At 60.4% G+C, this 14,423-nt stretch carries 13 protein-coding genes and 1 pseudogene; 8 read left to right on the top strand and 6 right to left on the bottom strand.

What is annotated here, in order from left to right; all coding sequences use genetic code 11:
* Positions 1 to 17: 17 nt before the first annotated feature.
* Positions 18 to 758: an osmolarity response regulator transcription factor OmpR gene (gene ompR, locus ASD60_RS00435; RefSeq protein ID WP_056852105.1), complete on the bottom strand. Its 741-nt coding sequence runs from the start codon at positions 756 to 758 to the stop codon at positions 18 to 20.
* Positions 759 to 1,118: 360 nt separating this feature from the next.
* Between ompR and ASD60_RS00430 the strand changes: the two genes are divergently transcribed.
* The 7 genes from ASD60_RS00430 to tauD all read left to right on the top strand — a co-directional run bounded on the left by ASD60_RS00430 (position 1,119) and on the right by tauD (position 9,515).
* Entirely contained in the window at positions 1,119 to 3,443 is a 2,325-nt protein-coding gene (locus ASD60_RS00430) for a Tex family protein (protein ID WP_056852104.1), read from the top strand.
* Positions 3,443 to 3,826, top strand: coding sequence for a PaaI family thioesterase (locus ASD60_RS00425; RefSeq protein ID WP_056852103.1), 384 nt, complete (start codon positions 3,443 to 3,445; stop codon positions 3,824 to 3,826). Before ASD60_RS00430 ends, ASD60_RS00425 begins: the two co-directional genes overlap by 1 nt.
* Positions 3,827 to 4,097: 271 nt before the next feature.
* A complete protein-coding gene (gene gshA, locus ASD60_RS00420) occupies positions 4,098 to 5,681 on the top strand; it encodes a glutamate--cysteine ligase (protein WP_056852102.1) in 1,584 nt (527 codons plus the stop codon).
* A 320-nt stretch (positions 5,682 to 6,001) separates the two neighbouring features.
* Positions 6,002 to 6,979: a taurine ABC transporter substrate-binding protein gene (tauA, locus tag ASD60_RS00415; RefSeq protein ID WP_056852101.1), complete on the top strand. Its 978-nt coding sequence runs from the start codon at positions 6,002 to 6,004 to the stop codon at positions 6,977 to 6,979.
* A 15-nt stretch (positions 6,980 to 6,994) separates the two neighbouring features.
* A complete protein-coding gene (tauB, locus tag ASD60_RS00410) occupies positions 6,995 to 7,789 on the top strand; it encodes a taurine ABC transporter ATP-binding subunit (protein ID WP_056852100.1) in 795 nt (264 codons plus the stop codon).
* Positions 7,786 to 8,619 (top strand): taurine ABC transporter permease TauC, encoded by an 834-nt coding sequence (gene tauC / locus ASD60_RS00405; RefSeq protein ID WP_056852099.1) that lies wholly within the window; start codon positions 7,786 to 7,788, stop codon positions 8,617 to 8,619. The genes tauB and tauC overlap by 4 nt, the downstream gene beginning before the upstream one ends.
* Positions 8,620 to 8,672: 53 nt before the next feature.
* Positions 8,673 to 9,515: a taurine dioxygenase gene (tauD, locus tag ASD60_RS00400; RefSeq protein WP_056852098.1), complete on the top strand. Its 843-nt coding sequence runs from the start codon at positions 8,673 to 8,675 to the stop codon at positions 9,513 to 9,515.
* Positions 9,516 to 9,636: 121 nt separating this feature from the next.
* Here the strand turns inward: tauD and mgrA are convergent, their stop codons facing one another.
* The 4 genes and pseudogenes from mgrA to ASD60_RS29105 all read right to left on the bottom strand — a co-directional run.
* Complete coding sequence (mgrA, locus tag ASD60_RS00395) at positions 9,637 to 10,674, bottom strand: L-glyceraldehyde 3-phosphate reductase (protein ID WP_056852097.1); 1,038 nt, start codon at positions 10,672 to 10,674, stop codon at positions 9,637 to 9,639.
* Between the two features lie 132 nt (positions 10,675 to 10,806).
* A complete protein-coding gene (locus ASD60_RS00390; protein WP_056852096.1) occupies positions 10,807 to 11,208 on the bottom strand; it encodes a type II toxin-antitoxin system HicB family antitoxin in 402 nt (133 codons plus the stop codon).
* A 59-nt stretch (positions 11,209 to 11,267) separates the two neighbouring features.
* Complete coding sequence (locus ASD60_RS00385) at positions 11,268 to 11,450, bottom strand: type II toxin-antitoxin system HicA family toxin (RefSeq protein ID WP_056852095.1); 183 nt, start codon at positions 11,448 to 11,450, stop codon at positions 11,268 to 11,270.
* Between the two features lie 131 nt (positions 11,451 to 11,581).
* Positions 11,582 to 11,680: pseudogene (locus ASD60_RS29105) on the bottom strand (LysR family transcriptional regulator); the annotation flags it as partial.
* A gap of 136 nt (positions 11,681 to 11,816) precedes the next feature.
* On the opposite strand from ASD60_RS29105, the gene ASD60_RS00380 reads away from it, so the two are divergent.
* Positions 11,817 to 12,077, top strand: coding sequence for a hypothetical protein (locus ASD60_RS00380; RefSeq protein WP_056852094.1), 261 nt, complete (start codon positions 11,817 to 11,819; stop codon positions 12,075 to 12,077).
* Positions 12,078 to 12,085: 8 nt separating this feature from the next.
* Here the strand turns inward: ASD60_RS00380 and betT are convergent, their stop codons facing one another.
* Complete coding sequence (betT, locus tag ASD60_RS00375; protein WP_177336547.1) at positions 12,086 to 14,041, bottom strand: choline transporter BetT; 1,956 nt, start codon at positions 14,039 to 14,041, stop codon at positions 12,086 to 12,088.
* Between the last annotated feature and the right edge of the window lie 382 nt (positions 14,042 to 14,423).

The raw sequence follows: 14,423 nt of genomic DNA, 5'->3' as shown, positions 1-14,423 counted from the left end.
CTCCTACAAATCGCCGATCACTTGGTGGCGGCGCCATCCGGAACGAACACGTAGCCCACGCCCCAGACCGTCTGGATATAACGCGGTTTGGATGGATCGGGTTCGATCATCCGGCGCAGACGGGAAATCTGCACGTCGATGGAACGCTCCAGGGCATCCCACTCGCGACCACGGGCCAGGTTCATCAGTTTGTCGCGGGTCAGCGGTTGACGGGCGTTCATCACCAGGGCCTTGAGCACGGCGAACTCACCGGTGGTGAGCATGTGCACTTCGTCACCGCGCTTGAGTTCGCGGGTGGCCAGGGACAGCTCGTAGTCACCGAAGGTCACGCTTTCGTCTTCGCTGCCAGGAGCGCCCGGCACCGGAGCCGACTGACGACGCAGGACGGCTTTGACACGGGCCATCAGCTCATCGGGGTTGAACGGCTTGGCCAGGTAATCGTCGGCACCCAGTTCCAGGCCCTTGATACGGCTCAGCTCATCGCCCTTGGCGGTCAGCATGATGATCGGAATCTGGTTGTTCGCGCCACGCAGGCGGCGGCAGGCGGTCAGGCCGTCTTCACCGGGCAGCATCAGGTCGAGGATGACCAGGTTGAACACTTCGCGTGCCAGCAGGCGGTCCATTTGCTCGGTGTTCGGTACGGCGCGGGCGCGATAGCCCTTGCCGACGAAAAAACGTTCCAGCAGGCTGCTGAGGCCCGGGTCGTCGTCAACAATAAGAATTTTTTCGCCTTCAGCAATGTTTGCAGTGCTGCTCATTGGATGCTCCTTTTAGCTCGGCGCGCATTATGGCGTAGCTGCCGTTATACGCACCGTGTGCATTGTTAGCAGATTTTTCCTTTACCGCCAGAAAACCGGCCATTGAAGCCTCGGCCCGCAATGCCCCCGAATGCCGGAACGCTGGTTATAATGCGCGGCCTTTTGTGTCAGGCAACATCAGACAGGTACTACAGTCAGGCGTCGTTTTTTTCAGGGCGTCGGCAGTAATTGTTCGATTTCACGGGTCAACGGGATACCTTTTGATCCAGGTAGCGGCGCAGGCCAGGCCGCTCAACCAGACTCGCCGAGGCCCTAACTGCGTGCCTGCGAGCCTGCTTTCACAATTTGTCAGGTGGTTTTATGGACAGCATCAACAGCCGCATCGCCGAGGAACTCGGTGTACGCCCACAACAGGTCGAAGCGGCCGTCGCGCTACTCGATGAAGGCTCTACCGTTCCCTTCATCGCCCGTTACCGGAAAGAAGTGACCGGCAGCCTCGATGACACCCAGTTGCGTCATCTGGAAGAGCGTCTGCGCTACCTGCGAGAACTCGACGAACGGCGCATCAGCATCCTCGCCAGCATCCAGGAGCAAGGCAAGCTGACGCCGCAACTGGAACGCGACATCAAACTCGCCGACACCAAGACCCGCCTCGAAGACTTGTACCTGCCGTACAAGCAGAAGCGCCGCACCAAGGGCCAGATCGCCCTGGAAGCCGGCCTCGGCGAATTGGCCGATGGCTTGTTCAACGACCCGACCCTGAGCCCGGAAACCGAAGCCGCACGTTTCATCGACGCGGAAAAAGGCGTGGCCGATGTGAAGGCGGCCCTCGAAGGCGCCAAATACATCCTGATGGAGCGCTTCGCCGAAGACGCCGGCCTGCTCGACAAGCTGCGCAACTACCTCAAGCAGGAAGCGACCCTCAGTGCCCGCGTGATCGCCGGCAAGGAAGAGGAAGGCGCCAAGTTCCGTGATTACTTCGAACACGACGAACCGCTGAAAAGCATGCCGTCGCACCGCGCCCTGGCGATTTTCCGAGGCCGCAACGAAGGCATCCTCAGCTCCGCACTGAAAGTCGGCGACGAACTGCCGGGCACCATGCACCCGTGCGAAGGCATGATCGGCCAGCAATTCGGCATCCAGAACCAGAACCGTGCCGCCGACAAATGGCTGGGCGAAGTGGTGCGCTGGACCTGGAAGGTCAAGCTCTACACGCATCTGGAAACCGACTTGCTGGGTGAGTTGCGCGACGGCGCGGAAACCGAAGCGATCAATGTGTTCGCACACAACCTGCACGACCTGCTGCTGTCGGCGCCGGCCGGCCCGCGCGCGACCCTGGGCCTCGACCCGGGCCTGCGTACCGGTTGCAAGGTGGCCGTCGTCGATTCCACCGGCAAGCTGCTCGATCACGCCACGGTTTACCCGCACGTGCCGCATAACAAGTGGGACCAGACCATCGCGATTCTCGCCGCCCTGTGCGCCAAGCATTCGGTGGATCTGATCGCCATCGGCAACGGCACTGCCAGCCGTGAGACCGACAAGCTCGCCGCCGAACTGATCAAAAAATACCCGGCGATGAAGATGACCAAAGTCATGGTCTCGGAGGCCGGTGCATCGGTTTACTCGGCTTCGGAACTGGCGTCCAAGGAATTCCCGGATCTGGATGTATCGATCCGTGGCGCGGTGTCGATTGCCCGTCGCTTGCAAGACCCGTTGGCGGAGCTGGTCAAGATCGATCCGAAATCCATCGGTGTCGGCCAGTACCAGCACGACGTGTCGCAACTGAAACTGGCGCGTGGCCTGGACGCCGTGGTCGAGGATTGCGTGAACGCCGTAGGCGTGGACGTGAACACTGCTTCCGTGGCGCTGCTGGCGCGCATCTCCGGCCTCAACGCGACCCTGGCGCAGAACATCGTCAGCCATCGTGACGAGCACGGCGCGTTCAAAACCCGCGCAGCCTTGAAGAAAGTCGCACGCCTGGGCGAGAAAACCTTTGAACAGGCCGCCGGTTTCCTGCGTGTCATGAACGGTGAAAACCCGCTGGACTCGTCGGCGGTGCACCCGGAAGCCTATCCACTGGTACAGCGCATTGCCGCTGAAACCGACCGCGACATCCGCTCGCTGATCGGCGACGCTGCGTTCCTCAAGCGCCTCGATCCGAAGAAGTACACCGACGAAACCTTCGGTTTGCCAACCGTGACCGACATCCTGCAAGAGCTTGAAAAACCTGGCCGCGACCCACGCCCAGAGTTCAAGACCGCCGAGTTCCAGGAAGGCGTCGAAGACCTCAAGGACTTGCAACTGGGGATGATCCTCGAGGGCGTGGTGACCAACGTGACCAACTTCGGCGCGTTCGTCGACATCGGTGTGCATCAGGACGGTTTGGTGCATATCTCGGCTCTTTCCGAGAAGTTCATCAAGGATCCACGCGAAGCGGTGAAAGCCGGTGACGTGGTGAAGGTCAAGGTCATGGAAGTCGACATCCCGCGTAAACGCGTAGGGCTGTCGATGCGCATGAGCGACACCCCGGGCGAGAAAATCGACGGTGCTCGTGGCGCCCGTCCGGGCTCGGCCCCGCGTCAATCGCAGAACAGCACGCCGCGCAAGGAAACCACGGCAGCGGCTCCGGCCAATAACGCCATGGCGTCGCTGTTCGCCAACGCCAAGCAGTTGAAGAAGCGTTGATGGAGATCCCTGCGGGGTATACCGAAAGCGCTTTTTTCAAGTTGCTGGGCTGTCGCTTGCACAGCCTGGAAACCGGGGTGGCGCAAGTCGCCCTGGGGCTTGCGCCAGAACTGCGCAATCGCGCCGGCAAGCTGCACGGTGGGGCTTTGTTCAGTCTGGTGGACATTGCCATGGGGCTGGCCTGTTCCAGCAGCCATGGCTTTGACCAGCAGAGCGCGACCATCGAGTGCAAGATCAACTACATCCGCGCCGTCGAAGGCGGCGAGGTGATGTGCACGGCGCGGGTGATACACCCGGGCCGCCGCACGCTGGTGGTCGAGGCCGATGTGATGCAAGGCGACAAATTGGTCGCAAAAGCGCAAGGCACGTTCGCTGTCCTGTAGCTAGATGTCATCGATTTGAGTTAATTTCGCGATTAGAAACCTGTGGGAGCGAGCCTGCTCGCGATGACGGTGGGACAGACGACATAAATGTTGACTGATCCGCCCTCATCGCGAGCAGGCTCGCTCCCACAGGGATTGCGCAGTGATTGACTGACCGGCATATGGCCTGAGCGGCTCCAAAACCAGGCGAAAACGCCAGTTTCAACTTCACCCTTGTAGACCGTCTTGCCCACCCCCATATTGGGGCGACTGACGCGTGAAGGAATCCAACTTGAGCGAACTTCTCAACCGCCGCCTGGCCCTGCTCGGCGAGCGCGCTAACCTCTCTCTGCTCGAACAGTGCCTTCACGGCATCGAACGTGAATGCCTGCGCGTGACCGGCGAAGGTCGCCTGGCGCAAACGCCGCACCCGGAAGAATTGGGTTCCGCGCTGACCAACGAACAAATCACCACCGACTATTCCGAGTCGCTGCTGGAGTTCATCACCCCGGCCCTGCCCGATCCTGCCGATACGCTGGCGAGCCTGGACAGCATTCACCGTTTTGCCTACAGCAAGCTCGGCAACGAGTATCTGTGGAGCCCTTCGATGCCGTGCCCGCTGCCGGCCGAGGAAGATATCCCGATCGCCTATTACGGCACCTCCAACATCGGGCAGCTCAAGTACGTGTACCGCAAGGGCCTGGCCCTGCGTTACGGCAAGACCATGCAGTGCATCGCCGGGATTCACTACAACTTTTCCCTGCCCGAAAAGCTGTGGCCGCTGCTCAAACAGGCTGAAGGCTTTGTCGGCACCGACCGCGATTATCAGTCGTCGGCGTACATCGCACTGATCCGCAACTTCCGCCGCTACAGCTGGCTGCTGATGTACCTGTTCGGCGCCTCGCCGGCGCTGGATGCAGGTTTCCTGCGCGGTCGTTCGCACCAATTGGAACAGCTCGATCCGGATACCCTGTACCTGCCGTACGCCACCAGCCTGCGCATGAGTGACCTGGGCTACCAGAGCAACGCCCAGGCCGGCCTGACGCCGTGTTACAACGACCTGGTCAGTTACACAGACAGCCTGCGCAAAGCGGTGGCCACGCCTTACGCGCCTTACGTCGAAGTCGGCACGCACAAGGACGGTGAGTGGGTTCAGCTCAACACCAACATCCTGCAGATCGAAAACGAGTACTACTCCAACATTCGCCCCAAACGCGTGACCTACTCCGGCGAGCGGCCGATCCAGGCGCTGATGGCCCGTGGTATCCAGTACGTCGAGGTGCGTTGCCTGGACATCAACCCGTTCCTGCCGATGGGTATCGATATCACTGAATCGCGTTTCCTCGACGCCTTCCTGCTGTACTGCGCGCTGAACGACAGCCCGTTGCTGACCAATACCAGTTGCAGCAACGCGACTTCGAACTTCCTCAGCGTGGTCAAGGAAGGGCGCCGTCCGGGCCTGCAATTGCAACGCGACGGGCAACCGGTCGACCTCAAAGAGTGGGCAGGCCAATTGCTGGAAAGCATCGCGCCACTGGCGGCGCTGCTGGACCAGAGCCACGGCGGCGATGCTCACAGCAAGGCGCTGGATGCGCAGCTGGCCAAGGTCCAGGACCCAGCCTTGACGCCGTCCGCCCAGGTGCTGGCGGCAATGGCTGAACACAAGGAAAGCTTCGCTCAGTTCTCCCTGCGTCAGAGCCAGGCCCATGCGCAGTTTTTCCGCAGCGAGCCGTTGCCGGCCGAGCAACAGGCGAAGTTCGAAGAACTGGCTCGTGCGTCGCTGGCACAGCAGGTTGAGCTGGAGCAGAACGAAGTCGGCGATTTCGATGTGTTTGTCGGGTCGTATCAGGCGAGCATTCTGGCGATCAGTAACTGACAGCAATCCCTGTGGCGAGGAAGCTTGCTCCCGCTCGGCTGCGCAGCAGTCCAGACAACGCGTTGACCTGACACAACGCGTTGGATGAAATTGGGAGTCCTTCGTCCTCCAGCGGGAGCAAGCTCCCTCGCCACAAAGGCTCTCTCTACCATCCGCCTTAGAACTATGATCGTTCCCACGCAAAGTGTGGGAACGATCAGGGTAGCTGCTTAGATTTTTCCGCTCATAAGCTCATTCGAAAAAGTTATTTATTTTCGGATTCTTAGATCATTTAGTCTCCTTTCACGCCGACTTTCGTCCGCCTGACAAGGAGCATCCTGATGAAACTGCACTTCCCTCTTCGCCTGCTGGCGGCCGCGTCATTGGCAGCAGTCAGTTTGTTTGCCCAGGCGGCCGACGTCACTGTTGCTTACCAGACCACCGTTGACCCGGCGAAAGTCGCCCAGGCTGACGGCGCTTACGAGAAAGCCACCAAGGCCGACATCAGCTGGCGCAAATTCGATAACGGTGCCGACATCATTGCTGCAATCGCCTCCGGCGACGTGCAAATCGGCTATCTCGGTTCCAGCCCGTTGACCGCGGCCATTACCCGTAAAGTCCCGGTGGAAACATTCCTCATCGCTACCCAGATCGGCGCTGCCGAAGCCCTGGTGGCCCGCGACGGCTCCGGAATCAAGACCCCGCAAGACCTGATCGGCAAGAAAATCGCCGTGCCGTTCGTTTCCACCGGCCACTACAGCCTGTTGGCGGCGCTCAAGCACTGGAACATCGACCCGTCGAAAGTCACCGTCCTCAACCTCGCCCCGCCAGCGATCATTGCCGCGTGGAAACGCGGTGACATCGATGCCACTTACGTTTGGGACCCGGCCCTGGGTGTCGCCAAGGAAAACGGCAAAGTGCTGATCACTTCCGGCGAACTGGCCAAGTTCGGTGCGCCGACTTTCGATGCCTGGATCGTGCGCAAGGACTTCGCCGAGAAGCACCCGCAAATCGTCACCGCGTTCGCCAAGGTGACCCTGGACGCCTACGCCGATTACCGCAAAGACCCGCAAGCCTGGCTCGCCAATCAGAGCAACGTCGACAAACTGGTGAAGCTCTCCGGCGCCAAGGCCAGCGACATTCCGCTGCTGCTGCAAGGCAACGTCTACCCATTGGCGGCCGATCAGGTGACCAGCCTCGGAGCGCCAACCACCAAGGCCATCACCGACACCGCCGTGTTCCTCAAGGAACAAGGCAAGGTCGAAGCCGTGCTGCCGGACTACGCGCCGTACGTCAGCGCCAAGTTCATCACCAACTGATCGGGAGTCGACGCGATGGCTTTGCTACAGCTGGAGCGCATCAGTGCACAGTACCCTGGCAGCCCTGCACCTGTGCTGGCGGATATTTCCTTGAGCCTGGGGCCGCAGCAATTGCTGGTCGCCCTCGGCCCGTCCGGCAGTGGCAAAACTTCGCTGTTGAACCTGATTGCCGGATTCGTCGCACCCAGCGCCGGGCGCATCACCCTCGATGGCGTGCCGGTAAAAGGCCCGAGCGCCGAACGTGGCGTGGTGTTCCAGGACGACGCCTTGCTGCCTTGGCAAGACGTGCTGGCCAATGTCGGCTTTGGCCTTGAGCTGGCGGGCGTCCCTCGGGACAAACGCGAAATCCGTGCCCGGGAAATGCTCGCGCTGGTGGATCTTTCAGGCTTCGAAAACCGCCGGATCTGGCAACTCTCCGGCGGCCAGAAACAGCGCGTCGGCCTGGCCCGCGCCCTCGCTGCCGACCCTCGCGTCTTGCTGATGGACGAACCTTTCGGCGCTCTCGACGCGTTCACCCGCGAGCAGATGCAGGAGCTGCTGCTGCAAGTCTGGCGGCGCACTGCCAAACCAGTATTCCTGATCACCCATGACATTGAAGAAGCGGTGTTCCTCGCCACGGATCTGATTCTGCTGGCGCCCAATCCCGGGCAAATCGTCGAACGCCTGAGCCTCGATTTCGGCCAGCGTTACGCCGCCGGTGAGTCGGCGCGCTCGATCAAGTCCGACCCGCGCTTTATCGAAACCCGCGAACACGTGCTCGCCAAAGTGTTCTCCCAACGCAGCGCCGTTCCACGGCAGGAGCACGCATGAGCAGCTATGAAATTCCCGCAGCGGCGGTCAAGACAAACACCACCGCAATCGTTGTGCGCCGCAGTTTGAGTACGCGCTGGATCAGTGTGCTGACGCTGGTCGCGCTGATTGTCATCTGGTGGGCTGTGACGGCGACCGGTTTGATCGAGCCGCTATTCCTGCCGTCACCATCGGCCGTGCTGCAAAAAGGCTGGCTGCTGGCGACCAGCGGCTACATGGATTCAACCCTGTGGCAGCACTTGGGCGCGAGTCTCAGCCGCATCGGTCTGGGCCTGGGCTTCGCGGTGTTGACGGCTGTCCCGGTCGGCATTGCCATCGGCCACAATCGCATCGCTCGCGGCATTCTCGATCCGCTGATCGAGTTCTATCGCCCGATTCCACCGCTGGCCTATCTGCCGCTGATCGTGATCTGGTGCGGCATTGGCGAGTTGTCGAAAGTGCTGCTGATCTACCTGGCGATTTTCGCTCCGATCGCCATTGCCACCGCCACCGGTGTGCGCACGGTGGACCCGGCCAAGCTGCGCGCTGCGCAGTCCCTGGGTGCGACGCGGGCACAGTTGATTCGACATGTGATTTTGCCCAGTGCATTACCGGACATCCTGACTGGCGTGCGCATCGGTTTGGGCGTGGGTTGGTCGACGCTGGTCGCCGCCGAGCTGATTGCCGCCACCAGCGGCCTGGGTTTCATGGTGCAGTCGGCCGCGCAGTTCCTGGTCACCGATGTGGTGGTGCTGGGGATTTTAGTGATCGCGCTGATCGCCTTCGCCATGGAAATGGGCTTGCGCAAGTTGCAACGCAAACTGGTGCCGTGGCACGGCCAGGCTCACTGATACGTTTTGATCGAACTGACTACGCCGACAGCCCCGGATTGAAGAGAACCACCATGAGCCACCTGACCATCGTCCCCCTCAGCTCCGCCCTCGGTGCACAGATCAGCGGCGTCGACATCAGCCAGCCGCTGAATCTGGAACAGCGTGATGCCATCGAGCAAGCGCTGCTCAAGCATCAAGTGCTGTTCTTCCGCGACCAGCCAATCAACCCACAACAGCAGGCGCGTTTCGCCGCCAATTTCGGCGACCTGCACATTCACCCGATCTACCCGAATGTGCCGGAGCAACCGCAAGTGCTGATCCTCGATACCGCCGTCACCGACGTGCGCGACAACGCGATCTGGCACACCGACGTGACCTTCCTGCCGACCCCGGCCATGGGCGCGGTGCTCAGCGCCAAGCTGTTGCCGGAGTTTGGTGGCGATACCTTGTGGGCCAGTGGAATCGCAGCGTATGAAGCGTTGTCGGCACCGTTCAAAACCTTGCTCGAAGGGCTGACCGCCACCCACGATTTCACCCGTTCGTTTCCGTTGGAGCGCTATGGCAACACGCCTGAAGCGCTGGCCCAATGGGAAGAAGCGCGGCGCAAGAATCCGCCGCTGTCGCACCCGGTAATCCGCACCCATCCGGTGAGCGGGCGCCGCTCGCTGTTCGTCAACGAAGGCTTCACTTCGAAGGTCAACGAACTGTCGGAAACCGAGAGCGAGGCGATTCTGAAGTTCCTGTTCGCCCACGCAACACGGCCGGAATTCACCATTCGCTGGCGCTGGCAGAAAGACGACATCGCCTTCTGGGACAACCGCGTGACTCAGCATTACGCGGTGGATGACTACCGGCCGGCGCGGCGGGTGATGCAGCGGGCGACAGTGTTGGGGGATGTGCCGTTTTTTCGCTGATTTGATCGTTCCCACGCTCTGCGTGGGAATGCCGCCCGGGACGCTCCGCGTCCCATCCGAAAGCCGAACGCGGAGCGTCCGTTAGTGCATTCCCACGCGGAGCGTGGGAACGATCATGCTGTCACTCAGCCGTCGAAGGCTTCTCCCACAGATTGATCCCGCCCTCTTGGGCAAAACGATCGATCTCCGCCAGCTCCTCTGCACTGAAGCTCAAGTTCCGCAACGCCCCGACGTTCTCGATGATCTGCTCTGGCCGGCTCGCACCGATCAGTGCCGACGTCACCCGCGGGTCGCGCAGGGTCCAGGCCAGTGCCAGTTGCGCCAGGCTCTGACCGCGGCGCTTGGCGATTTCATTGAGTGCACGCACGTGGGCAATGTTGGCCTCGGACAGGTGCGAAGCCTGCAACGAACCGCCGCCCGGACGGTTGACCCGCGCGTCGCTCGGGACACCGTTGAGGTATTTGTCGGTCAGCAAACCCTGAGCCAGCGGTGTAAACGCAATCACGCCGGTGCCCAGTTCGTCAGTGGTGTCGAGCAGGTCTTTTTCCACCCAGCGATTGAGCAGGTTGTAGGCCGGCTGATGGATCAACAACGGCACCTTCCACTCCTTGAGCAATGCCGCCATCTCACGGGTTTTCACCCCTGAGTACGACGAGATGCCGATGTACAACGCCTTGCCCTGCTGCACTGCCGTGGCCAATGCGCCGGCGGTTTCTTCCAGCGGCGTATCCGGGTCGAAGCGGTGCGAATAGAAAATGTCGACGTAGTCCAGGCCCAGACGCTGCAGGCTCTGGTCGAGGCTGGCCAGCACGTACTTGCGCGAACCGCCGCCCTGACCGTAAGGACCGGGCCACATGTCCCAACCGGCCTTGCTGGAGATGATCAACTCATCCCGGTACTGCTTGAAGTCTTCCCGCAGCAATCGACCGAAATTGATCTCGGCGCTGCCGTATGGCGGACCGTAGTTATTGGCCAGGTCGAAATGGTTGATGCCCAGGTCGAACGCCGTACGCAGCAGCGCCCGCTGGGTGTCGATCGGCGTGCTGTCGCCGAAGTTGTGCCACAGGCCCAGCGACAGCGCCGGCAGCACCAGACCGCTGCGACCAACGCGGCGGTAAGGAATGGAGTCGTAGCGGTTTTCGGCAGCGGTGTAAGTCATCGAATCCTCTCTTGTCTGTCTTGAATCTGGTCTCGACTGCTTCGCCAGTCGCCCAGCATACCCTCAGACAAACACCAGAAAACCCCGGACTCGACTAAATGCTGAAACGTTTCATATTTCTTTCGCCTAACCTTATGCCGACAATTCGCGCAGAGCTGCCGCCGCCAGAAAACCGGAGCGCGAACTGTAGCGTTGATCCCGTCTGACAGTCTGATCGATACGCTCAAGCAACTGTTCCGGCAACGTCGCATTGAAGCGCACTGACTTGCCGAAATAAGGCGTGATATCAAACTCAACTACCGCCCACACACCACCTGCGTAATCGGGATTTTCAAGGTGGGCATCAATCTCGCGTACCTGTGGCAATGGCTCGCCATCGGCTACCAACCCTTCGTAGTGCAGGGACAGCGCCTCTTTCACGCTTTCAAGTGCCTGCGCCACGGTGCTGCCGGCCGAGAAACAACCTGGCACATCAGGGACGATCACTCCGTAGTCCGAGTCGGCATCCTTGTGCAGAACAACCGGGAAATTCATTTCGATGAGCCCTTCATGTGATGTGTCCCTGCAGGGACTTTCGTATCCGGTGGCGGGCATTATTTGAGTCCCGCCTGTTTCAATATGCTGCTGATCGTTCCTTTCGGAAGATCCGAATCCGGGTGTTTGACCGTCACCCTCCCGGGCTTGCAGGGATGCTTGTACTGATGATGGCTTCCCCTTACGGGAACCAGATACCAACCATCGTCCTCGATCATCCTGATCATTTCCCGACTTCGCATTTCCTTCGCCTTTTTCCACAGCAATCGCTGCGTACTTTAAGCAGGTCGAAGTGGAAACAATACACACCATACACACTTGGAAAAATAATAGCCGATCTGGACGAAGTCGACTTTTCCTCTCGGACCGGCGGCTACTGCGCTTTCGCAAACACCTCCCCCATCCAATCCACAAACACCCGGACCCGTGGCGACATGTGTCGGTTGTGCGGGTACAGCACTGAAATTGGCAGATAAGCAGGACTGGCGCAGGTGATCTGACGCAGGCGGGATGGTTTAACTATGCTCGCTGTATGGGGTTGAATCAGTAAAGGCTTGCCCGCGATGACGGCCTTTACGGCAACACACATTTAAATGGCGAAACCCACCATGCACACGACGATCATCATCACCTTTGGCCTGATTCTCCTGGCGCTGATGCTCTACATCGGCGAGAAAATCGGCTTCAGCCGCCAGATCCTGGCCTACAGCTTTATCGTGCTGTGGCTGGCGCTGACGTTGATCAACGGCGCGGTCGGCATCGTGCATGCCGGCCAGCCGTTAAGCACCGAGCTGGTGGTGGGAAGCGCCGTGTTCGGTATCCCGGTGGCGGCGCTCGTGTTGTTCATGGTGCTGACCACCGAGACCTGAGAGACCGATCAACGCACCAGGTGCAGGAACTGCATGTGCCGTTCGTACTGATCGAGGATGTCATTGATGATCTGCTCCTTGGTGTAGCCCACCAGATCGTAGTTCTGACTGCCCTCGCTCAAGTGCACTTCGGCCCGATAGTAGCGACGATTGTTGAGCTCCTTGGAGCCCATGCCACCCCGGGCAAACGACGGCGTGAAGTAGCCACGCATTTGCACCTGGTAGATAAACGGGTGTTCATCGCCGTGACCGATTTCCAGGCTGACGCTGTCGTTGACCGGCTCTGGATGGGTGATCACCTTGAGGCCCTTCTCGACGAATACCGCCGAGACCTCTTCAATCGCCGGACGTACCGTCGTGTCGAGGAAGCGATACACCTCGTCCCGCGACGGAAAATGCACCGCCTGACTCAAGCGCTGACGCCAGCCACCGCGCCGCGAGCCGGACACCGGTGCCAGGGAATGCAGTTGCGCGATCTGTTTCTGCGATTCCAGATAAAACGCCTTGTGCAGGCCCCACATCATCAGCAGCAAAATCAGCGAGAACGGCAGCGAGGTCAGGACCACCGCTGACTTCAATGCGTCGATGCTGCCGGAGAACAGCAGCGCACTGGTCACCAGCGCCGTCATTGCTCCCCAGAACACCCGCAGCCATTTCGGCCCATCCTCATCCGGGTTGCCACCCTTGGCGGACAGAGTCGACAACACCACGGTGCCCGAGTCGGCGGAAGTGACGAAGAACACGAAGCTGATGAACACCGTGACCGCAATCACGGTTTTGCTCCACGGGTAGGTTTCCAGCAGCAGGTAGAGGGTCATCGAGGGGTTGTCGATGGCCGACATGCCCAGCGCGCTCATGCCGTGGTTGAGCACCTGGTCGATGGCGCTGTTGCCGAAGATCGACATCCACGCCAGGGTGAAACCCAGCGGAATCAACAGCACGCCGAAGACGAACTCGCGGATGGTCCGGCCACGGGAAATCCGCGCGATGAACAGGCCTACGAACGGCGACCATGCGATCCACCAGGCCCAATAGAACACGGTCCAGCCGCCCAGCCAGTCGCTGGGTTTGTCATAGGCGTAAAGATCAAAACTCTTCATCGGCAAGGCGCCGAGATAATCACCGACGTTCTGGATCAGCGTATTGAGCAGATGCTGCGTGGGCCCTGCGAACAACACGAACAGCAGCAGCGCGCAAGCCAGCAACATGTTGATGTCGGACATCACCCGCACGCCTTTGTCGACGCCAGACACGGCGACGATGATCGCTGCGCCCATCATCAGCGTGATCAGCCCGACCTGAATCCACTGGGTATGGGCGATGCCGAACAGATAGTCCAGGCCGGAATTGAGGTGCAGCACGCCGAAGCCCATATCGGCACCGAGACCGAAGACCGTGGCGATGATGCCAAAGCCATCCACTGCATAACCGATAGGGCCGTTGATGCGTTTGCCGATCAGCGGATACAACGCCGAACGCAGCGCCAGGGGCAGGTTATGCCGATAGGCGAAATAGGCGAGCGCCATGCCGACAAAGGCAAACACACCCCAACCGTGCAGGCCCCAATGCAGAAACAGAATCTGCATGGCCTGGCGCGCCGCATCCGCGGTGCCCGCCTCGCCTTGGGGCGGCTGGAGCATATGGGTCAACGGTTCGGACACGCAGAAGAAGAACAGCGTGATGCTGATCCCGGCGGCGAACAGCATGCCGGCCCAGGACAGGTAACTGAATTCGGGCTCGTCGTGGTCGGCACCGAGTTTGATCTTGCCGTAGCCCGATAACGCGGTGACGACCACGAAGACCAGATACAGGGTCATCGCCAACATGTAGTACCAGCCGACCGTATTGGCCGCCCAGTTTTGCGCGGCCAGCAACCAGGCACCGGCCTGTTCGGGCATGGCAATGACCACGACGCCGAACAACAGAATGAAGCTCGCCGCAAAGTAAAACACCGGCGGATTCATGCGGACCAGGCCGCTTGAAGGAACGGACGATGCACTCATGAACGGTGCACCTCGAAGGGGGAAATCGTGGCTGTAGAAATCGGACTCAGCAAAGGCAAGCCTCCTGTTGTGAGCGGGCAGCGAACCACCGGTTTAACTTGAATGAACGTTCAAGTTAAACATGAATAGGCTGCTAAGGACTAATCGCAGGGCTGGGCGGTCGCGTAATTACGCTAGCTCAATGAGGGGTAGAAGGCGATCGTTCCCACGCTCTGCGTGGGAATGCAGCCCGTGACGCTCTGCGTCATTGCGGTGCCAGGCTTGAGATCGAGGCGCGAATCGGAACGCGGAGCGTCCCTGGAGGCATTCCCACGCGGAGCGTAGGAACGATCAATGGGGGGTA

This window comes from Pseudomonas sp. Root562, assembly GCF_001427125.1.
Classification (GTDB): Bacteria; Pseudomonadota; Gammaproteobacteria; order Pseudomonadales; family Pseudomonadaceae; genus Aquipseudomonas.
Note: the sequence above shows the minus strand (reverse complement) of the source record. Positions and strands in the feature narration are given on the sequence as shown.

Excerpts from the sequence above, each read along its gene's own strand:
- ompR (WP_056852105.1), bottom strand. The coding sequence starts at position 758 with ATGAGCAGCACTGCAAACATTGCTGAAGGCGAAAAAATTCTTATTGTT.
- ASD60_RS00430 (WP_056852104.1), top strand. The coding sequence starts at position 1,119 with ATGGACAGCATCAACAGCCGCATCGCCGAGGAACTCGGTGTACGCCCA.
- ASD60_RS00425 (WP_056852103.1), top strand. The coding sequence starts at position 3,443 with ATGGAGATCCCTGCGGGGTATACCGAAAGCGCTTTTTTCAAGTTGCTG.
- tauA (WP_056852101.1), top strand. The coding sequence starts at position 6,002 with ATGAAACTGCACTTCCCTCTTCGCCTGCTGGCGGCCGCGTCATTGGCA.
- tauB (WP_056852100.1), top strand. The coding sequence starts at position 6,995 with ATGGCTTTGCTACAGCTGGAGCGCATCAGTGCACAGTACCCTGGCAGC.
- tauC (WP_056852099.1), top strand. The coding sequence starts at position 7,786 with ATGAGCAGCTATGAAATTCCCGCAGCGGCGGTCAAGACAAACACCACC.
- tauD (WP_056852098.1), top strand. The coding sequence starts at position 8,673 with ATGAGCCACCTGACCATCGTCCCCCTCAGCTCCGCCCTCGGTGCACAG.
- mgrA (WP_056852097.1), bottom strand. The coding sequence starts at position 10,674 with ATGACTTACACCGCTGCCGAAAACCGCTACGACTCCATTCCTTACCGC.
- ASD60_RS00390 (WP_056852096.1), bottom strand. The coding sequence starts at position 11,208 with ATGAATTTCCCGGTTGTTCTGCACAAGGATGCCGACTCGGACTACGGA.
- ASD60_RS00385 (WP_056852095.1), bottom strand. The coding sequence starts at position 11,450 with ATGCGAAGTCGGGAAATGATCAGGATGATCGAGGACGATGGTTGGTAT.
- ASD60_RS00380 (WP_056852094.1), top strand. The coding sequence starts at position 11,817 with ATGCACACGACGATCATCATCACCTTTGGCCTGATTCTCCTGGCGCTG.
- betT (WP_177336547.1), bottom strand. The coding sequence starts at position 14,041 with ATGAATCCGCCGGTGTTTTACTTTGCGGCGAGCTTCATTCTGTTGTTC.